This is a genomic window from Bradyrhizobium sp. HKCCYLS1011 (genome assembly GCF_051167795.1).
Taxonomy (GTDB): domain Bacteria; phylum Pseudomonadota; class Alphaproteobacteria; order Rhizobiales; family Xanthobacteraceae; genus Bradyrhizobium.
In genome coordinates, this window is the sequence record NZ_JBNPTT010000004.1 from 1 (window position 1) to 17,670 (window position 17,670).

Annotated in this window: 13 protein-coding genes; 9 read left to right on the forward strand and 4 right to left on the reverse strand. The window is 63.7% G+C overall.

Annotated features, from left to right (window positions below; genetic code table 11):
• Positions 1-385: 385 nt before the first annotated feature.
• The 4 genes from ACQR1W_RS13010 to ACQR1W_RS13025 all read right to left on the reverse strand — a co-directional run bounded on the left by ACQR1W_RS13010 (position 386) and on the right by ACQR1W_RS13025 (position 5,219).
• Positions 386-1,999, reverse strand: a complete 1,614-nt coding sequence (locus ACQR1W_RS13010; protein ID WP_434851162.1) for an ABC transporter substrate-binding protein — start codon at positions 1,997-1,999, stop codon at positions 386-388.
• 70 nt (positions 2,000-2,069) lie between these two features.
• Entirely contained in the window at positions 2,070-3,773 is a 1,704-nt protein-coding gene (locus ACQR1W_RS13015) for a methyl-accepting chemotaxis protein (RefSeq protein ID WP_434851163.1), read from the reverse strand.
• 424 nt (positions 3,774-4,197) lie between these two features.
• On the reverse strand, positions 4,198-4,725 hold the full coding sequence (locus tag ACQR1W_RS13020; protein WP_434851164.1) for a ParB N-terminal domain-containing protein: 528 nt from the start codon (positions 4,723-4,725) through the stop codon (positions 4,198-4,200).
• Positions 4,726-4,928: 203 nt separating this feature from the next.
• Positions 4,929-5,219: a hypothetical protein gene (locus ACQR1W_RS13025; RefSeq protein WP_434851165.1), complete on the reverse strand. Its 291-nt coding sequence runs from the start codon at positions 5,217-5,219 to the stop codon at positions 4,929-4,931.
• Between the two features lie 78 nt (positions 5,220-5,297).
• Between ACQR1W_RS13025 and ACQR1W_RS13030 the strand changes: the two genes are divergently transcribed.
• The 9 genes from ACQR1W_RS13030 to ACQR1W_RS13070 all read left to right on the forward strand — a co-directional run bounded on the left by ACQR1W_RS13030 (position 5,298) and on the right by ACQR1W_RS13070 (position 17,666).
• Positions 5,298-6,785: a TetR/AcrR family transcriptional regulator gene (locus ACQR1W_RS13030; RefSeq protein WP_434851166.1), complete on the forward strand. Its 1,488-nt coding sequence runs from the start codon at positions 5,298-5,300 to the stop codon at positions 6,783-6,785.
• A gap of 266 nt (positions 6,786-7,051) precedes the next feature.
• Positions 7,052-9,922: a YncE family protein gene (locus ACQR1W_RS13035; protein WP_434851167.1), complete on the forward strand. Its 2,871-nt coding sequence runs from the start codon at positions 7,052-7,054 to the stop codon at positions 9,920-9,922.
• A 183-nt stretch (positions 9,923-10,105) separates the two neighbouring features.
• The gene (locus ACQR1W_RS13040; RefSeq protein WP_434851168.1) at positions 10,106-11,086 is read left to right on the forward strand and encodes a catalase family peroxidase; all 981 of its coding nucleotides are present in this window, start codon (positions 10,106-10,108) and stop codon (positions 11,084-11,086) included.
• Between the two features lie 220 nt (positions 11,087-11,306).
• Entirely contained in the window at positions 11,307-11,519 is a 213-nt protein-coding gene (locus tag ACQR1W_RS13045) for a hypothetical protein (RefSeq protein ID WP_008967414.1), read from the forward strand.
• Between the two features lie 50 nt (positions 11,520-11,569).
• A complete protein-coding gene (locus ACQR1W_RS13050; protein WP_434851169.1) occupies positions 11,570-12,169 on the forward strand; it encodes a hypothetical protein in 600 nt (199 codons plus the stop codon).
• Between the two features lie 1,254 nt (positions 12,170-13,423).
• The gene (locus ACQR1W_RS13055; RefSeq protein ID WP_434851824.1) at positions 13,424-15,016 is read left to right on the forward strand and encodes an outer membrane protein; all 1,593 of its coding nucleotides are present in this window, start codon (positions 13,424-13,426) and stop codon (positions 15,014-15,016) included.
• A 198-nt stretch (positions 15,017-15,214) separates the two neighbouring features.
• Complete coding sequence (locus tag ACQR1W_RS13060) at positions 15,215-16,018, forward strand: MBL fold metallo-hydrolase (protein WP_434851825.1); 804 nt, start codon at positions 15,215-15,217, stop codon at positions 16,016-16,018.
• Between the two features lie 149 nt (positions 16,019-16,167).
• Positions 16,168-16,317 carry a hypothetical protein gene (locus ACQR1W_RS13065; RefSeq protein WP_175361080.1) on the forward strand — a complete coding sequence of 50 codons (150 nt, stop codon included), beginning with the start codon at positions 16,168-16,170 and terminating at the stop codon, positions 16,315-16,317.
• Positions 16,318-16,892: 575 nt separating this feature from the next.
• Positions 16,893-17,666, forward strand: coding sequence for a hypothetical protein (locus tag ACQR1W_RS13070; protein WP_434851170.1), 774 nt, complete (start codon positions 16,893-16,895; stop codon positions 17,664-17,666).
• The last annotated feature ends 4 nt before the right edge of the window (positions 17,667-17,670 follow it).

The window sequence follows — 17,670 nt, forward strand, 5'->3', positions numbered from 1 at the left end:
TGCTCCACCCGCGCCAATCGGCGTAAAACCCACTCGGACTCTAAACGCCGCTGGATGAAACTTCAGTGGCAGGTCACGGTGGGCTTGCTCCGGCTCGTCGTCTCCGGGTGCGCGTGCCGGCGCGACGCGGCGTCCGCGTCTGAGATAGCTCTTGACGTGTTGGCGAAGCTTCTCCGCGGTCTCTTTTTCGAGACGGACTTTTCTTCAATCGCTCCATCTTCTCGCGTTTGGAGTCGAGACGGCGCGGCAAGAACAGAGTGTGTGCGGGGTGGTGGGCACGCGCCGTCTGATGGCGGCGCTTCGCCCACCCTACGCAGCTTTCAGTTTTGCGCGATCGGGTCGCGCGTCGTAGGGAGCCGCGGCCGGCCTGCACCGGCGACTCCGGTCATTCCAGTTCGATCGGCTGATAGGTGCCGGTCCCGTCGAGCACCGTGCCCCAGATCTTGTGCGAGGCCTGGTGTTCGGCCGTGCCGAAACTGAGCCGGGCGCCGAGACCGAGATCGATGTTGCGCATCGATTCGAGCGTATCGATCAACCGCTCGGTGTTGAGCTCTTGACCGGCGTTCTTCAGGGCTTGAATCAGGATGCTCGCCTCGATGTAACCCTCGAGCGAGGTGTAGTCTGCCGGCTCGCCGGGGAAATGTTTCGCCAGCGCGGCCTTGTAGTCGAGCACAAGGCTCGAATAGCCGGAGACGGCGGGCACGGCCTGGGTCACGATGACCCCCGTTGCGTATTGCGGACCGAGCAGCGTGAGTTCGTTGGCCAATGCCGAGGCGCCGACGGCAGACACGTTGACGAAGACCGCGCCGGGAAGCGCGTCATGGGCCTTTTCGATGAACTTCGCTGCCGCGCGGGAGGTCGCGACCATGATGACGGCGCGGACGGGCACCTTCTGCGCCTTGAGCTGGTTGATCGCGGGCTCCACATCCACCGTGTTGCGGGTGTAGTTGACGCGCAGGATCGCGGCGTCGTTGAGGCCAAGGGCGCGATACGCCTTGGCCACGCCGGCAAACCCGGCATCGCCGAAGGAATCGTCCTGCGCGAACAGCGCAATCTGGCGCGGCGGCACCCGGCGCAGCTTCACCAGGTAGCGCACCAGCGCATCGGCCTCTTCCGCATAGCTCGGACGATAGTTGAAGACATAGCGGTCCGGCGGATCGTGGCGCGTGACGTTGGCCCCGGTGTAGGGGCTGAAGAACAGCACCCGGCGCTCGAGTGAATAGGGGATCGCGACGGCCGCCGTAGCGGTCCCGAAATTACCGATGAAGCCGAACACCTGCTCCTTCTCGTAGAGCTGTTTCATGGCGTCGAGCGTGCGGTTCGGATCATAGTCGTCGTTGGCGACGGCGAGCTTGAGCATGCGCCCATTGACGCCGCCGGCCTCGTTGGCGCGGTTGAAGGCGGCTTCGATGCCGACTTTGAGCAGGCGACCGGATTCCTTGTTGGCGCCTGACAGTGGCACGACGCTCCCGAACGTGATCTCGCGGTCCGTGACGCCGCGAACCGCCTGAGCAGGGTTCGCGCTCGTCGCGCCGGCTGCAGCGGCGGAGCGCGGTCCGGTCGCGGCGTCCGGCAACGCGCCGGCGGTCGCGATCGGCGCCCCAATCGATCGTTCGAGGTCTGCGAGCTGCAGCTCGGCGCGCCGGCAGTCCTGACGCCCGTTCGCCACCGCCTGGCGACCGTCAGCGATGGAGCGATCGAACAGCCGCGTGGTCTCATCGCGATCGGCCTGGCTGTTCGACGCGTCGCGAATGACGGCCTGGAACTTGCCAATGACGGCTTGGATACGGGGACGGGAGATGTCGCTGCAGGCGAGGGCCGACCCGACGACGGGACCGACCTTGCCGCTGAGGTCACGCACCGCGGCGAGATTGTCACCGGGCGCGGCATGGAGCGGGGTGGCGACCAAGAGGGCGAGCGTGATCGCAGAACGATGTGCAAACCATCTGGTGTGGTTCACGAGCGCGTTGCGGGGCCGGAAGTCGAGGAAGGTCATCATGACAGGGATTCAAACTCGTTGAGATTTGTTGGTCTTGGCAATTCGTTGAGTAGGCTTTGTTGCGGGCCTGTCAGGCCGCGCGGACCGATTGCAGGAAGCGGCTCACCTCGCGCTTCAGCCGGTTGCTGTCTGTCGACAGGCCCTGGGCCGCTTCCAGCACCTGGGTCGAGGCCGAGCCGGTCTCGGTGGCGCCGCGCTGGACGTCGGTGATGTTGACGGAGACCTGCTGGGTGCCGTGCGCAGCCTGCTGGACGTTGCGCGAAATCTCCTTGGTCGCGGCATTCTGCTCCTCGACCGCGGCGGCAATGGTGGAAGAGACTTCCGACAGCCGCTCGATGCTGCCGGAGATCAGCCTGATCGCCTGCACCGACTCCTGCGTCGCGGTCTGGATGCCGGCCACCTGCTGGCCGATCTCGTCGGTGGCCTTGGCCGTCTGCTCGGCCAGCGCCTTCACCTCGGCGGCCACCACGGCGAAGCCGCGTCCGGCCTCGCCGGCGCGCGCGGCCTCGATGGTGGCGTTCAGCGCCAGCAGATTGGTCTGTCCGGCGATGCTGTTGATCAGCTCGACGACGTCACCGATGCGGCTCGCCGCGCGCGAGAGTTCGCCCACCCGCTCGTTGGTCCGCTTCGCCTGCTCGACGGCTTCATTGGCCATGCGCGCCGATTCATGCACCTGACGGCCGATCTCGGTGACCGAGGAGGTCATCTCCTCGGTGGCGGAGGCGACGGACTGCACGTTGGTGGAGGCTTCCTCGGAGGCGGCCGCGACCGCGGTCGCGAGCTCGCCGGCGCGCACCGCCGTCTTGCTCAGCGTGTCCGCCGACACTTCCAGCTTGGACGAGGCCGACGAGACCGTCTCGACGATCTCGCCGATGGCGCCCTCGAAGTCGTCGGCCAACTTGTACATATCGGCCTTGCGGCGGGCCAGCGCGCGCTGCTCGGCTTCCTTCTGCTCCGCCTCCAGCGCGTGACGTGCGACCGCATTGCTCTTGAACACCTCGACGGCGCCGGCCATCTCGCCGACTTCATCGCCGCGTCCGACCCCGGGCACCTCGACGTCGAGATCGCCGCCGGCGAGGCTCTTCATCACCGCAGTCATCCGATGCAACGGTCCGGTGATGCCGCGTCCGACCAGTGTCGACACCACCAGCAGGATCAGAAGCACAAGGCCGGCCGCCATCAAGGACTGCCGGGTCGAAGCCCAGGTCTGTGCCGAGAGATCGTCGATGTAGACGCCGGTGCCGACCAGCCAATTCCAGGGCGCGAAGCCCGCGACATGAGTGAGTTTGGGCTGCGGCGCCTCGGAGCCCGGCTTCGGCCAGTCGTAATTGACGAAGCCGCGGCCATGCTGCCGCACCACATCGATCATCTCCATGAACAGCTTCTTGCCGTTCGGATCCTTCATGTCAGAGACGTCCTGGCCGACCAGCTTGGTCGAGATCGGATGCATCAGCATCCGCGCGCTCATGTCGGTGACGAAGAAGTACTCGTTGCCGCCGTAGCGTAGCTGCGAGGCGCGCTCCAGCGCCCGCTTCTGCGCATCGGCGACCGAGATCGTCCCCCTTTGCGCGGCGTCATACTCCTCGGCAAAAATGCCGAGGGCAAGCTCGGTGAGATGCTGAAGCTCAAGCTGCTTCTGCTGCTTGAGGCTGGCTGCGAGCTCGCTGGAATTGAAGGCGGCAAGGCCGATCAGGCCGATGAAGCTCAGGCCGATCAACGCGTAGAGCTTGATGCCGATCGTCAGTTTGAGGCGGACGGGTAGTGCAGATGACATAGCAGTCTCCACGGGCGCATCGGTGAGGCGCTGGGAGAGCGGTCGCACGGGGATACCCTGGTGCACACGCAAGCAGCCCAACAGCCATTGCGTGGAACCCTATGGAACCAGATGCTAATTGTTATTAATGCGAGGCCCGTGCAAATACGGAGCGACAGTCGGAAGGCGACCGTTACTCAGTCAAATCGGTAACCTGCTCTGGCTGGGACATGCGACATGTCGTCCCATGCCCTGCAAACCGAACCAGGAAGCGTCCATTGCCCGTGGAGGTCAGCCTTGTGTCAGTTGCTCGCAAGCGTGACCCTAGCTCCAAGTTCTTTAACATAAGTTACGTGCTGGCGCGGACCATCGGGCGCGATCCCACGGGCTGCTGTGAATGAAACTCAGGGGCAGAACAGGGGCAGGCCGGTCGCGCGGTGGACGGTCAATAGCGACCGCCACTGCGTTCCTGTTGCTTGATCCAGTCCGACAATGTCCTGGGTGGTGATCCCCGCTCCTGACGCGATGGTTTCGAGTTTGCAGTGAGTTTGCTCCGGCTCGTTGTTTCCGCGTGCGCGCGCCGGCGCGTCGCAGCGTCCGCGTCTGAGACAGCTCTTGACGTGTTGGCGAGCTTCTCTGCGGCCTCTTTTTCGAGTCGGAGTTTTTTCAGTCGCTCCATCTTCTCGCGTTCGGGATCGATGGGTGCAGGCGGGAGGTCTCTCTGGCGGGCCGCCTCGGCTGAGATCAGCTGTCCGATGATCGCACCTTCGCCGAGCGCCTTGCAGGCTTCCAGCCGATGCAGGCCCTCGACCAGAACGAAGTGGTCCTTTTCACGGCGGACGAGAATGGCCTCGCGTTGTCCGACCTCCAGAATGCTCTCGGCCAGTTCTTCAACGATCTCGGGTTTGAGCGCGTGCCGCATCTTCTCGGGAACGCGAATCTTATCGATGGGGAAGCTTTGCGATTCGGACACAGGTGATGCTCCCTCAATCTATGCTGCGCGGTGATCGCGCCCGACCCAATGGACCGGCCGAATGTGCAACGGATCCCAAATCCGGAACGAGGCCTCGCGGAGGATGAAGACACGGGTCATGCGCGTCTACAATAGGGACATGACGCGCCGGACCGCAAGCGTGTCTTGCGGCGGATCACGCTGCGCTGATTCGTCCTGCGGGCTCAGCGGTCTATGTCATCGTCTCTCTTGTGTGGATAATACTTCTTCTTCCCCAAAAGCTCGTAAAACACTGTCCCGTGGATTCCAATCACGTGCGGCTTCTCGAGCCGGCGCGCCCAGACGTTTCGCATCATCGCGCCAAGCTGATCATCTCCGACCCGTTCGATAGCGTCTTCAATAAACTCGATATCCTGACCCGGGACAGGAAACAAAACCCTGAACTCCTCGTCTGTCACCGCGAAGACGTCGTATGCGCAGTTGTCCGCTCCATCGATGACTTGTATGTTTTTCATTTCGAAAGCTCCGAACTCTTATGTTGGCGCCGTCAGGGGCAATGGCCCTGCACTCGTGTTTTATAACTGATGATCTTAATGACCGATAAGCGCACAAGGTCCCGCCGGGACAGCCATCCACCGCCGTCCGACCAGCGCGAACGCATCGCACGGGCGGCGCTGGCGCTGTTCACGACGCAAGGGTTTCACGGCTCCAACACCCGCGAGATTGCCGACCGGGCCGGCGTTTCCTCCGCCGCGATCTACACTTTTTATCCCAGCAAGGAAGCGATCTTTGGCGAGCTCGCGCAGCAGTACCGCGCACGGCTCGACCACTTCATCGACGCCACGGTCAGACGGCTCAAGGACCCTCTCTCGAAACGCGATTTGCGGGCGTTCGCGTCGGCGATCTGGACCAAGATGCAGGACGAGCCGGAGATTCTGCTGCTGGTCCTGATCGACGTGATCGAATTCAAATTCCAGCATTTCCAGGGCGCATTCGACAATCTCCCGGCGCGGATGCGGGCGATGGTCGGGACGGCTTTGACGGCGGCGGAGCGCCGGCCGGGATGGCGCGGACACGATCCGGCGTTCGTGCTGGCGGCCGTCTATCACTACTTCTTCCACTTCGCCCTGATCGAAAAGCATATGCGCGGCAACCAGCATCTGGGCGTCAGCAACGAGCTGGCGATCAAGCGCTTTGTCGATCTGCTGTACGGCGGGTTGTGGTCGCGGCTCGCCGGCATCGATGGCGCTGTGTCGCGCCAGGCTGGAGACACGCGCGTGCAGCCGCAACTGCTCGAGGAGGCGGCGCGGGATCGGATCGAGTTCATCCGGCTGCTCTGCGGCCGGCTATGGCATTCGCCGCCGACCATGTCCGCCCAATCGGGCCGCAAAGGCAAGGACGACGCCAAGCACAAGGGCAGGGACCGGATCAAGGTGCCGATGCTGTTCCTGCCACAGATCGCTCCCGACCGGCCCGATGACAATCAGCTGGCGATCGAGGCCGCGGCGCTCGCGCTCTTCACCACCCAGGGCTTCCACGGCACCAACATTCGCGACATCGCCGACAGAGCCGGCGTCTCGCAGGGGGCGATCTACACTTATTATCCCAAGAAGGAGAAGATCTTCGAGAGCCTGGTCCGCAACTACCAGGCCTGCATGCTCGCCTTCACGCGTCAGGTCATCACGCTGATCGAGGATCCGTTCTCGCGCAGTGACCTGCGGCTGCTCGCCACCGCAGTGCGATCCATCGTCTATGACGAGGCCGCGTTCCTTTTGCTGATGTTCATCGACGTCATCGAGTTCAAGAACCGGCATTTCGCCGCGCTGTTTCATGACATCCCGGCCCAGTTCCGCTATCTGCTGGGTCCCGTGCTCGACCGCGCGAAGCGCCGCCCTGGATGGTGCGGACAGGACCCGGCCTTCGTGCTGGCGACGATCTATCTGTTCTTCTACAATTATTTCGTGATCGAGCGGCACATGCTGGGCAACCAGCATCTCGGCCTGCCGGAGCCGGAGGCGATCGAGCGCCTCATCGACGTGCTGTCGACCGGACTGTGGAGCCATGATCCTGATGCCGCGTAGATTTTCCGCATAGTTCGCCGCGTCGCCTGCCGCATCGACGGCACCTATTCGTTGCAGCGCCGCAAAGCCGCGAACCCGCCTGCATGATGAATTTATGAAGGCCGCCGGTGTTCGCGCCTGCGAGTCAAAAACCAAGTGATCATTTTTGTGAGTGACTGATCAAACTCGGCCTGCTATGTCTGGTTGTGGGGCGGAAACTTGCTTCAACATCATCGAGACCAGGGTCCTGCCCCGAAACAAAAAAATGGGTGAGGGAGATCAAGGTCATGACACAGTCTTTGCGGCCGCTGATCGGCGCGACGCGACGGGCCCTTGCGCTGGCGATCGCAACATCGAGCGTGCTGCTGGGGGCGCCGTTGTTGGTGAGTTCCGCCGGCGCCGCGTCACCGCCGAATTTCATCACATTCGAAAGCGGGCAGGTCCGGCCACTGGCGACATCGCCCGATGGCAGCACGCTGTTCGCGGTCAATACGCCGAACGGGACCCTGGAGGCGTACCAGATCGGCGTGGGCGCACTGACACAGACCGCTCATGTCCCGGTCGGCCTGGAGCCGGTCGCGGTCGCCGCCCGCAGCGACACCGAGGTCTGGGTCGTGAACCATTTGTCGGACAGCATCAGCATCGTCTCGCTGCAAGGCACTCCCCACGTGGTGCGCACCTTGCTCGTCGGCGACGAGCCGCGTGACATCGTCTTTGCCGGGCGCAAAGGCCTGGCCTTCATCACCACCGCGCACCGCGGCCAGCAGCGGACCGATCCGTCGATCGCCAGCGTTCCCGGGGCCGGCGACCCGCAGCTCACCACGCCGGGCGTCCCTCGTGCCGACGTCTGGGTGTTTGATCCCAACAATCTCGGCGCCACGATGGGAGGAACGCCGGTCCGGATCATGAGCTTCTTCACCGACACGCCGCGCGCGCTCGCGGTCAGTCCGGACGGCAATACGGTCTATGTCGCGGGTTTCGAGACCGGCAACCAGACCACGGCGATCAATGAGGGGCGCATCTGCGACGGCTTCAATCCCAGGCAGGGCTGTCTGCTGATCGACCTCTCGATCAGCCCCGGCGGCAACCTCGGCCCGGCGGCGGACACGTCAGGCGAGCCGGCGCCAAAAGTGTCGGAGATCGTCAAGTTCAACAACACGACCGGTCATTGGCAGGACGAGCTCAACCGGGTCTGGGACAACTCGGTGCGTTTCAGCCTGCCGGACACCGACGTGTTTGCCATCGATGCCAATGCGCTGACCCAGACCGGCGCCGTGGCCCATGTCGGCACCACTCTGTTCAACATGGTCGCCAATCCGGTCAGCGGTCATCTCTATGTCTCGAACACCGAATCAGAGAACCAGGTTCGCTTCGAAGATCCGACGCGGAGCGCCGGACACGCCGTGACCGGTCACCTCGCGGAGTCCCGCATCACCGTGGTCTCCGGTCAGTCGGTTACACCAGTTCATCTCAACAGCCACATCAACTACGGCCTGCTGCCGGGAGATTCGGGCTTTGACCCCAGTCAGGCACAGCACAGCCTGGCGACGCCGACCGGCATGACGGTCTCGGCCGATGGACGCACGCTCTACGTGGCCGCGTTCGGCTCCAGCAAGATCGGCGTGCTCGACACCGCCGCACTGGAGAGCAACAGCCTTGACCCGACGATCGCGAGCGCCAGCTACATCTCGCTGAGCGGCGGCGGACCGAGCGGCGTCGTGCTGGACCAGAGCCGCAACCAGCTCTACGCCCTGACCCGCTTCGACAACGCGGTGAAGATCGTCAATCTCGGGTCGCGCGGCGAGGTCGCGAGCGTTGCCATGACCAATCCCGAGCCGGCCTCGGTGGTCCAGGGCCGGCCGATGCTGTACGATGCCCGCCCGTTCGGAAGCAACGGCGAGGCGTCGTGCTCGAGCTGTCATACCTTCGGCGACAAGGACGAACTCGCCTGGGATCTCGGCAATCCCAGCGGCAAGGTGACGTCGAACCCGATCCCGGTCAATCTCGGCGACCAGCTCTCGATCGACCTCGGCAAGCTGCTATTCGGCGTGACCACGCCGCTCAACGGCACCAACGCCGTCAACGTGTTCCATCCGATGAAGGGGCCGATGACCACGCAGACCCTGCGTGGGCTTGCGCACGCGGGGGCGATGCATTGGCGTGGCGACCGCGCCAATGGTGTGTTTGGCGTCAATGCGACCGATGAGAACCTGTCCTTCAACAACTTCCAGGTCGCATTCCAGGGACTGCTGGGGACGGCCAATGCGCCGACCGCGGCGCAGATGCAGGCCTTCACCAACTTCGCGCTGCAGGTCCAATTGCCGCCCAATCCGGTGCGCAATCTGGACAATTCGCTGACAGCAGCGCAAAGCCGCGGGGCGGCTTTCTACAGCGGCCAGCGTCCCGCCGACGGCCTCGACGTGCCTGGCCTCGGCAAGGTGCTGGGCCTGTCCGCCTTCACCTGCAACGGCTGCCACGCGCTCGATCCGTCGAAAGGCCAGTTCGGCACCAGCACCAATGCGAGCTTCGAAGGCATCGACCAGATCTTCAAGATCCCGCACCTGCGCAACATGTACACCAAGGTCGGCATGTTCGGCATGCCGGCGGTCTACTTCTTCAACGGACGCGACACCGGCAATATGGGGCCGCAGATCCGCGGCTTCGGCTTCACCAATGAGGGCTCGGTCGACACCATCTTCAGCTTCTTCAATGCGCTGGTGTTCAATCCGACGCTCAACAGCGGCTTTCCGCTGGTCAATCCCGACGCCACGCGGCGCGATGTGGAGCAATATGTGCTGGCGTTCGACAGCGATCTCGCTCCCATCGTCGGACAGCAGGTGACGCTGAACAACGTCAACCTCGCCACCGCCGCGGCCCGCGTCACCTTGCTCGAGCAGCGCGCCGGGGCACAGTTCACCTCGCTGGCGCTGGGCGGCCAGGTGACCGAGTGCGACCTGGTGGCGAGCGTCGTCGCGAACGGAGCCGTCGTGAACTATCTGTATGCCCCGGCGTCACAGACCTTCACGACAGCCAGTGGGAGTTCATTGACAGACGCCGCGCTGCGCGCGGCGGCCGCCACGCCGGGCAGGGAAGTGACCTTCACCTGCCTGCCGCCCGGCTCCGGCCCCCGCGTCGTTGCCACTCAGGTCACTCAGTAGTCGCTCCCACGATCCGGCCTCACGCGCTTATGCAGCGCGTGAGGCACGGGGCCCGCCGAATGATCGGTGACCCTGCTCATGAGGCGCCCGAGAGTTGCGCAGACGAAAGTCGCTCATGTCGCCGAGCTGTCGTGCTATGTTGGGCACTGGTGACAGGAGGAGCTCCTCATGCCGAATTGCAAAATGACGAATTGCAAAGTCGTTGCCGCGCTGGTGGGGTTTGGCTTGGCCTTGCCCGGCATTGCACTGGCACAGGATGCGCCGCTCGAGGAACAGCTCGTCAACCAGATGAACAAGGTATTCGGGGTCCATGCCGGGTTCCGCGCCAATCATGCCAAGGGCGTTGTGGTCGAGGGACATTTCAAGGCATCTCCGGACGCCGCCGGCTTGAGCCGGGCGGTCTTGTTCGGCGGCACTGAGGTTCCGGTGACGGTGCGCTTTTCGGACTCCACGGGCGTGCCGAATTTGCCTGACGGCTCCGACGACGCCAATCCGCACGGCATGGCGGTGAAGTTTCATCTGCCCGACGGCAGCGACACGGACATCGTGATCAATTCGCTCAAGTTCTTCCCGGTGTCGACCGGCGAGGAGTTTCGCGACCTGCTGGTGGCGATTGCGGAGAGCCCGCCTGATGCGGCCAAGCCGACGAAAGTCGAGCAGTTCTTTGCGAGCCACCCCACCGTCCCGGCCGCCCTCGGCACCGTCGCCACGCCGGACAGCTTTGCCGACGAGGCCTATTTCGGCATCAATGCGTTCGTCTTCGTCAATAAGGCGGGCGAGCGGCAGGCCATCCGTTATCAGATGGTGCCCGACAAGGTGGTGCATCTGGACAAGGCTGAGGCTGCGAAGCGGGCACCGGACTTCCTGATGCAGGAGCTGCCGGCACGGTTGAAGCAGGGGCCGGTGACGTTTCACTTCAAGGCCCAGCTCGCTGCGGCCGGCGACTCCACCAAGGATCCGGCCAAGCCCTGGCCCGACGACCGCAAGCTGGTCGAGCTCGGCGTGCTGACGATCGACAAGGCCTTGCCTGATAGCGACGAGGCGCAGAAGAAGCTCTTGTTCCTGCCGGGGCAGCTCACCGACGGGATCGAGGAGTCCGATGATCCGATGATCGACGTCCGGAACGGCGCTTACGCCGTGTCGTTTTCCCGGCGCAATCCCTGATCATCGCCGCATTTTGCGCACCTGCCGCCTGGGCGAAGCGCACTGATGAACCGCATTAATAAAGTGCGCGAATGGAACCCGTCGTGTGACATATTGGTCGCACTTGCCGGCGGTGTCACGCCACGAACTCGCGATTGCCCCACTCTCGACGCATTCCGCCGTGCATGGTCACGGTATCGGGGAGGGGCTGGGGCCATGTCCAACCTCGAGGAGATGTTGCGTGAAGACATTCGTGATTGCCGCGGGCGCCCTGCTCGCGCTGGCAACCGTGGCGCATGCTGCGGACCTGCCGCACCCTCAGCCGGTTTATGAGCAAGCCGCCGTCGGCAAGATGCCGATCGGGAAAGCTCCGATTGGCAAGTCCCCCATCGGCAAAGCGCCGATCGGCAAAGGCCCGGTTGTCGCCGGCCCCGTGGTTCGCCGCGCTTACTGAGCCCGGCCAGTCTTCTGGCCCACTATCATCTATCTTGGGGCGTGCTTGCCATGCAGCGTTCGTGCTTGGTCGGAATATCCATTGCAGCACTGCTGCTGTCTTGCGGCGTGCAGACAGCGTCTGCACGGCCTGTGCACGCCCCAAGCCGACATGAGGCCAAAGCGGGTGCGCCTGAACGGCGCGCGCGCGAGGCCAAAGGACCTTATTATGTCGACTTCAGAGCGCGCACTGCCGCGAGCTGGGGCCACGCCTTCGTCTGGTACGGCAAGACCAGCGAGCGGGCGGTCGATGTGGCGGGGCTCACGCCGGCCGGCGACACGCTAGCCTACATGATCGGCTATTTCACCTTCGTGCCGTCCGAGACCGGCGCCAGCTATGGCGATCTCGACCCGGACTATCTGACCGCGAGCTACCGTGTCTACCTGAACGAAGCCGACGCCAAGAGAGTGTTCGCCTACATCAAGAAACTGCAGGCGGACTCGCCGGTGTGGAACGCCGAGACGGCGAATTGCACGTCGTTCATCGGCAGCATCGCGGAATTCATGGGTCTGAAGACCCCGGTCCGCTGGACACGTCCCGAGGACTACGTCAACCAGCTTCGCGACATGAATGGCGGCCGCCAGATCGTCCGCCTGGCGGCGGAGCAATAGCCCGTCGTAACGGTGCCGCTCGTCGCCTGGACCATGATCCGGAAAGGTGCGCAGCGGTTCTCCCTCGCCACAAACGCGGAACGCGTTTGCGCGGAGATCGTGCTTAAGACAAGAACTTGTAGCGTTATGGTGATCAAACCTGATCCCATCGTGCTGTAGGTGACTGGGGCAAGCCAAAGCCGCCGACGCCAGGCGCGGGCCGGCTAGAGCAAGCCAATCTCGACCGCATCCATACCTTCTACTAAGGCCGACGCGTCCAGCCCGTGCTCATCGAGAGCAGGGCGGGCGAGTCGCAGGCGCTTGTGGAGTCCTCGCCGTCGCTGGGCCCTCGTGCTCCATAGCGGCGAGGATGCGCGACAGCGTGCGACGCGCCGCGGACGCCGGCAGACAACCTGACAGCTCGCGCGCTTGAGCCGCTCTCCAACATGCTGCTGCGCTGGACGTCGAAGGCGCTGGCCGCGGGTGCGCCAACCGCCGTCGAGAACTTGCCTGATTGCGACGGAGCAGGACTCCGCCGCAGACCCGCGCGATGTTTGTCATCGTGAAGCAGCTCGGCCAAACGAATGCACCATCTTCGCCGTACTCTGATCACAAGCCGCGCGACCGCGCGGCGAGGGTGCGTCGCGATCACGGCATAATGCAGTTGGAGAGGCTCGCTGGCGCGAGCTTACGCTGGCCGCGGCCCGATGCGTCAGCCGCGACTCATCCTTCGCATTCTTGCCGGATGAATGCCGAGGCGGGCCGTCGTCAGCGCGCAGCGAGATGGTTCGTGTCGTCGATGTCTATGTGCGTCGCAACGCGTTGAGCAAGTCACAAAGACCTCGCATCGAGATCTCAACTCAGACAGCCCTCGGCGTACCTGACTCGCGACACCGGTTTACATCTCCGATCTGTCGCAGTCGATATGTCTTCTACCTGAAGATGTATGGCTCGCGTGCGAGCCGGTCGTCGCATCCGGTGTTGGCCTTTTTTTGAAGCCTCCAACGTCGCACTACTTTCAGGATACGTCTGCGAAAGTTACGCGTTAGCTGACGGATGCGTCGTCAACGTCCATTGCAGCAGAGAGTGCGAACTACTTCCTTCCGTCAGGACTCTGCAGCTCCAATGCAACACTCACAACCGAATGTTGTTGCGTCAGCCTCGTCAAATCGCATCCCACGCGTTTGACATTTTTCGAATTAGTTCGCGACATAATCTGACGCTCCTGATGCGTTCGTCGTTTCGTGCGGCACGTGTTCAGGAGTTGTGAGTTCGATGCGTCGCGTAGTTTGCGTGTGCCTGTGCCTATCTTCTTTCGCTGCGAGTACCAACCAAGTATGGGCGACCGATCTCGCCCTGCCTCCCCCACTTCCCCCGCCGTCGACCAGCGTCTTCGCCTACAGGTGGAGCGGCTGTCATGCCGGCGTCAACGTCGGCTATGGATGGTCACGCCAGCAGCAGACATTGAGTCAAAGCGGCAATACCAATGTTGCGTCGGCTCAGCAGCCGGCCACCACCAACGCGGCTGGCGGGTCGACCCAGCAAACCACGCCGCCGCCGACCAATCAGAACGGGAACGGTGGTGGATGGAAGCCGCCCTATCACCACCATGGTCACGGCCAGCCCGGTGATCATGACGGGTGGAACGACGGCAAGCATCACGACCACGACAAATACCCGGACCATAAGTGGTCGCACTACGATCAGCACGATGGCCACGACCATGATGCTGGCTACGGTTGGCCACAGGTGGGTTCAAACTACGACCACAACAAGCACGCCGACCATGACTGGCCGTGGCATGGTCAGCAACACGCCTACGACAAGGACTCGTACAAGGACTTGGGCTACGGCTGGCCACACATCGGGCAATACGGCGACCATGACAAGTCAGGCGGTCACGACTGGCAGCAGCAGCACGCGGATGGCGCGTATGACAGGTCGACGTGGCTGCGGCAGGACGGGCACGACGCACATGGCGGCTACGGCTGGCCGCAAACGCGACAATATGCCGACTACGACAAGTCGGGCAGCTCCAGCTGGCAACAGCAGCCGGCCTATGACAAGCACGACAGGGACGACTGGCAGAAGGACGGCTGGCAGAAAGACAAGTGGCCCAAAGACGAATGGGCAAAAGATCAGTGGCCGAAGCACGATCACGGCGGACACGCCTGGCAGCCTGTTCCTCCGAACAAGCCCGGATGGCCGCAGAACAATCCTCCGCCGAACAACAATGGCGGAGGGCAGGCGCAGCAGCCGAACCCGCCTCCCGCCCAGGGCAACGCTGTTGGCGCGGCGGCGGTCCAGCCGTTGCTGCTGCAAACACCGGTGACGACCTCCAGCGATGGCGATGACGTGATCGGCGGCTTGCAACTCGGCTGCGACTACCAGATGGATCGCTTCGTCGTCGGCATCCAGGCGATGGCGGATTTTGCCAAGATCAACTCGTTCAGCTCCATCCCCCAGGTGCCGCAGCTCGCGACCAGCACGACGGCGAACAACCTCTACACGGCCACGGTGCGGGCGGGCTATCTCGTGACTCCCGCGATCCTGGCCTATCTCAAGGGCGGTGCGGCATGGACGCGAACGAGCGTCGCGGTCGTCAACAACGGCTCCGGCCAATCGGCGACTGCGTCGTTTGATCGTACCGGGTGGACGGTCGGAGCCGGCGTCGAATGGATGTTCGACCGGCACTGGTCGGCATTCGCCGAATATGACTATGCGGATTTCGGCCGTGTGACGGGTCCGCTGACGGGCGCGGCCGCGCTCGCCGGAGGTCCGAACGTCGTCAGCCTGAAATCGCAGATGCATACGGTTCTGGTGGGCGTCAACTACAAGTTCGATCTGCTCGCGTTATCCGGCAGGTAGGGGGCGGACGGCTTCAAACTCTTGCCAGCAACACGAGGCCGCCTGGTTGACCCAGGCGGCCATCGCTGTCTGATGCGTCCATGTGCCGATGGGTCGACGAGTTCCTAGAGCAGCGTATTCGGAATGCCGATCGACTCGGCGGTGGAGCCGTGCGGTGATAGAGTGGCGACGTTGTCCCCTGTTTCGATCCGGATCACCATGCCCCTCTGGACCTGTTCCCAATGCGGCGCGCAGTTCCCCGATACGGCCGCGCCACCCGACGCCTGCCTGATCTGCGAGGACGAGCGGCAATTCGTGAACTGGAGTGGTCAGAGCTTCCTCAGTCGTGAGGAGATGTTGCGGAGTCACCGGCTGATCTGGCGCGACGATCTCGGCGTCCCCGGCTTGCAGATCGAGCCCCGTTTCGCGATCGGCCAGCGCGCATTGCTGCTGTGCGAGAGCGACGGCTGCGTGATGTGGGATTGCGTGCCGCTCGCGACCGACGCGGCGATCGCCCATGTGCGCTCGCTCGGCGGATTGAAGGCGATCGCGGTCTCGCATCCGCATTTCTATGGCGCGGTCGCCGATTGGAGCGAGGCCTTTGCCGGCGCGCCGATCTATCTTCATGGTGACGATCGTGCCTTTGTCACCCGGCCGTCCCCCTCGATCGTGGCGTGGTCGGGCGACTGCATTCAGCTCTCCCCCGACATTGTCCTGTACCGTACCGGCGGTCATTTCCCGGGAGCCACGGTGCTGCACTGGAAGACCGGCGCCGATGGACGAGGCGCGTTGTTCGTCGGGGACATCGCGATGGTGGCGATGGATCGGCGCCACGTCAGCTTCATGTATTCCTATCCGAACTATGTCCCGCTGGGGACCGCCGCGGTCCGCCGCATCGCCGACGTGGTTGCTCCGCTCGCCTTCGATCGCATCTACGGCGCGTGGTGGGACCGCAATATCGCCGCGGCCGCGAAGCCCAAGTTCGATCACTCGGTGCGGCGCCATTTCGCTGCCATCGCCTGACGTCCAAGCGGGTGTTAGTTCGTATCGTGGCCTCGGCCGCTCACGCGCGTTCGATCGTGTTCAAATGAATTTGCCGGTTTTTCCCGAAGTCTGGAACTGCTGACAGCTTGGCCTGTTTGTGCTGAGACCTGAGCAAAGGAAGTCTCCAGATGGGCGTCATGCATCAACTGGCCAATGCGTCGCTCGCAGCGATCTTTGCGATCGGGATGATCGTCGCCGCACAGCGTTTCATTGAATACCGCTCTGCGCGTGCATTCGAGTTGGCCCCGATCACGACGGTTGCCCTTACGCCGCCTTGAGCGGCGCACGATAAAAAAAGCTCCGGCGCATGTGGGTCTGCGCCGGAGCAACGGGAACGTGATTGTGTCTTGAAGCGAATGGATAACGCGGCACCCGGCCTGTGGTTCCTGTTCTTCCCGAATCTATTGCCAGCTTTTCCCGACTTTTTCCCTTCGCGTCGGAACGCGTCCCGGCACAGTCGCGAAGGTGTTGCAGCCGCGCCTTGGAGCGATCGCCGGCAGTTTGCGCGGCTTTCATGGGATCTCAAGGAATCCTTGACCCGCATCCGACGCGTTGCTCGCGACAAGAAAGCGTTAGCTGCAACCTGAGGGCTTTTGTGGAGCACTTGCGATCGAAGGAAGAATGATATCAGCGTGGGCGCGAGCCGGCTTTGGCCCCGGCGACCTGCTGTTGGCTTGAGCGGGCACGCGCTCGTCGCTGTCATCACCGTCGCCCTGTGTCCAGCGCCGTGATCGGCGTCGCGCGATCGCGCATGACGCGGTTGCACTGATGATGGAGCGCATTTCCTTGCCGCGCTCATCAGGTCGCGTCATGAAGTCGGCAGGACCGGATGGGTGGTGCAACGGATGCGGACATGATGCTCGCCATCAAGCTTGCGGTGACCCCGCTGATGATGTTGGCGATTTCGCTCGCCGCACGGCAATGGGGGACGTTCATCGGCGGCCTGCTGTCGGGCTTGCCGCTGACCTCCGGGCCGATCTCGGTGTATCTCGCGGTCGAGCAGGGAACGGATTTCGCACAGCGTGCGGCGATCGCCTCACTGGCGGGGTTGGCGGCCGTGCTGAGCGGCTATGTTGCTTACGCGGTGCTGACGCGCGTCAGCAGCCTCGCATCGGCCTGCGTGCTCAGCCTTGTCGTGTTCTGTGCTGCGGCCTGGGTCTTGCTCGAGCTGCAGTCGCCGGCCCTGGCGGTCGCCGTCGTCCTGGTCATGGTCGCCATTCTGCTGCGGCTCACCAAGGAGGAGGTCGGGGCGCCGCGGGCCGCGGATGGAGGTCCGGCGATCAGCCTGTCGGTGCGGCTTCTCACCGCGGCCGCGATGGTGCTGTTGACGACGAGCTTCGCGCGCATCCTCGGGCCCGACATCTCGGGTGTCGTGTCGCTGATTCCGGTGATCGCCTGGCCGCTCACTTTGTTCGCGCATCTCGAGGGCGGCCGCGACAATGCGCTGCGGGTGGTCAGGGGCAATGCCATCGGCGCGGTCGGCGTCGTCTCGTTCTATCTGGTCGTGGCGCAGCTGATCCTCCCCTATGGTCCGCTCGCCGCCTTCTCGGCCGCAACCGTTGCGGCCGTGCTGGCCGCCTTCGGCGTCGTGCTTCTGTTGCGGCCGCGCAGAGTCCGCGTGCTGTGATAGG

Coding starts and splice junctions, on each gene's coding strand:
- ACQR1W_RS13010 (WP_434851162.1), bottom strand. CDS start 1,999: ATGATGACCTTCCTCGACTTCCGGCCCCGCAACGCGCTCGTGAACCAC.
- ACQR1W_RS13015 (WP_434851163.1), bottom strand. CDS start 3,773: ATGTCATCTGCACTACCCGTCCGCCTCAAACTGACGATCGGCATCAAG.
- ACQR1W_RS13025 (WP_434851165.1), bottom strand. CDS start 5,219: ATGAAAAACATACAAGTCATCGATGGAGCGGACAACTGCGCATACGAC.
- ACQR1W_RS13030 (WP_434851166.1), top strand. CDS start 5,298: ATGACCGATAAGCGCACAAGGTCCCGCCGGGACAGCCATCCACCGCCG.
- ACQR1W_RS13035 (WP_434851167.1), top strand. CDS start 7,052: ATGACACAGTCTTTGCGGCCGCTGATCGGCGCGACGCGACGGGCCCTT.
- ACQR1W_RS13040 (WP_434851168.1), top strand. CDS start 10,106: ATGACGAATTGCAAAGTCGTTGCCGCGCTGGTGGGGTTTGGCTTGGCC.
- ACQR1W_RS13050 (WP_434851169.1), top strand. CDS start 11,570: ATGCAGCGTTCGTGCTTGGTCGGAATATCCATTGCAGCACTGCTGCTG.
- ACQR1W_RS13055 (WP_434851824.1), top strand. CDS start 13,424: ATGCGTCGCGTAGTTTGCGTGTGCCTGTGCCTATCTTCTTTCGCTGCG.
- ACQR1W_RS13060 (WP_434851825.1), top strand. CDS start 15,215: ATGCCCCTCTGGACCTGTTCCCAATGCGGCGCGCAGTTCCCCGATACG.
- ACQR1W_RS13065 (WP_175361080.1), top strand. CDS start 16,168: ATGGGCGTCATGCATCAACTGGCCAATGCGTCGCTCGCAGCGATCTTT.
- ACQR1W_RS13070 (WP_434851170.1), top strand. CDS start 16,893: ATGATGCTCGCCATCAAGCTTGCGGTGACCCCGCTGATGATGTTGGCG.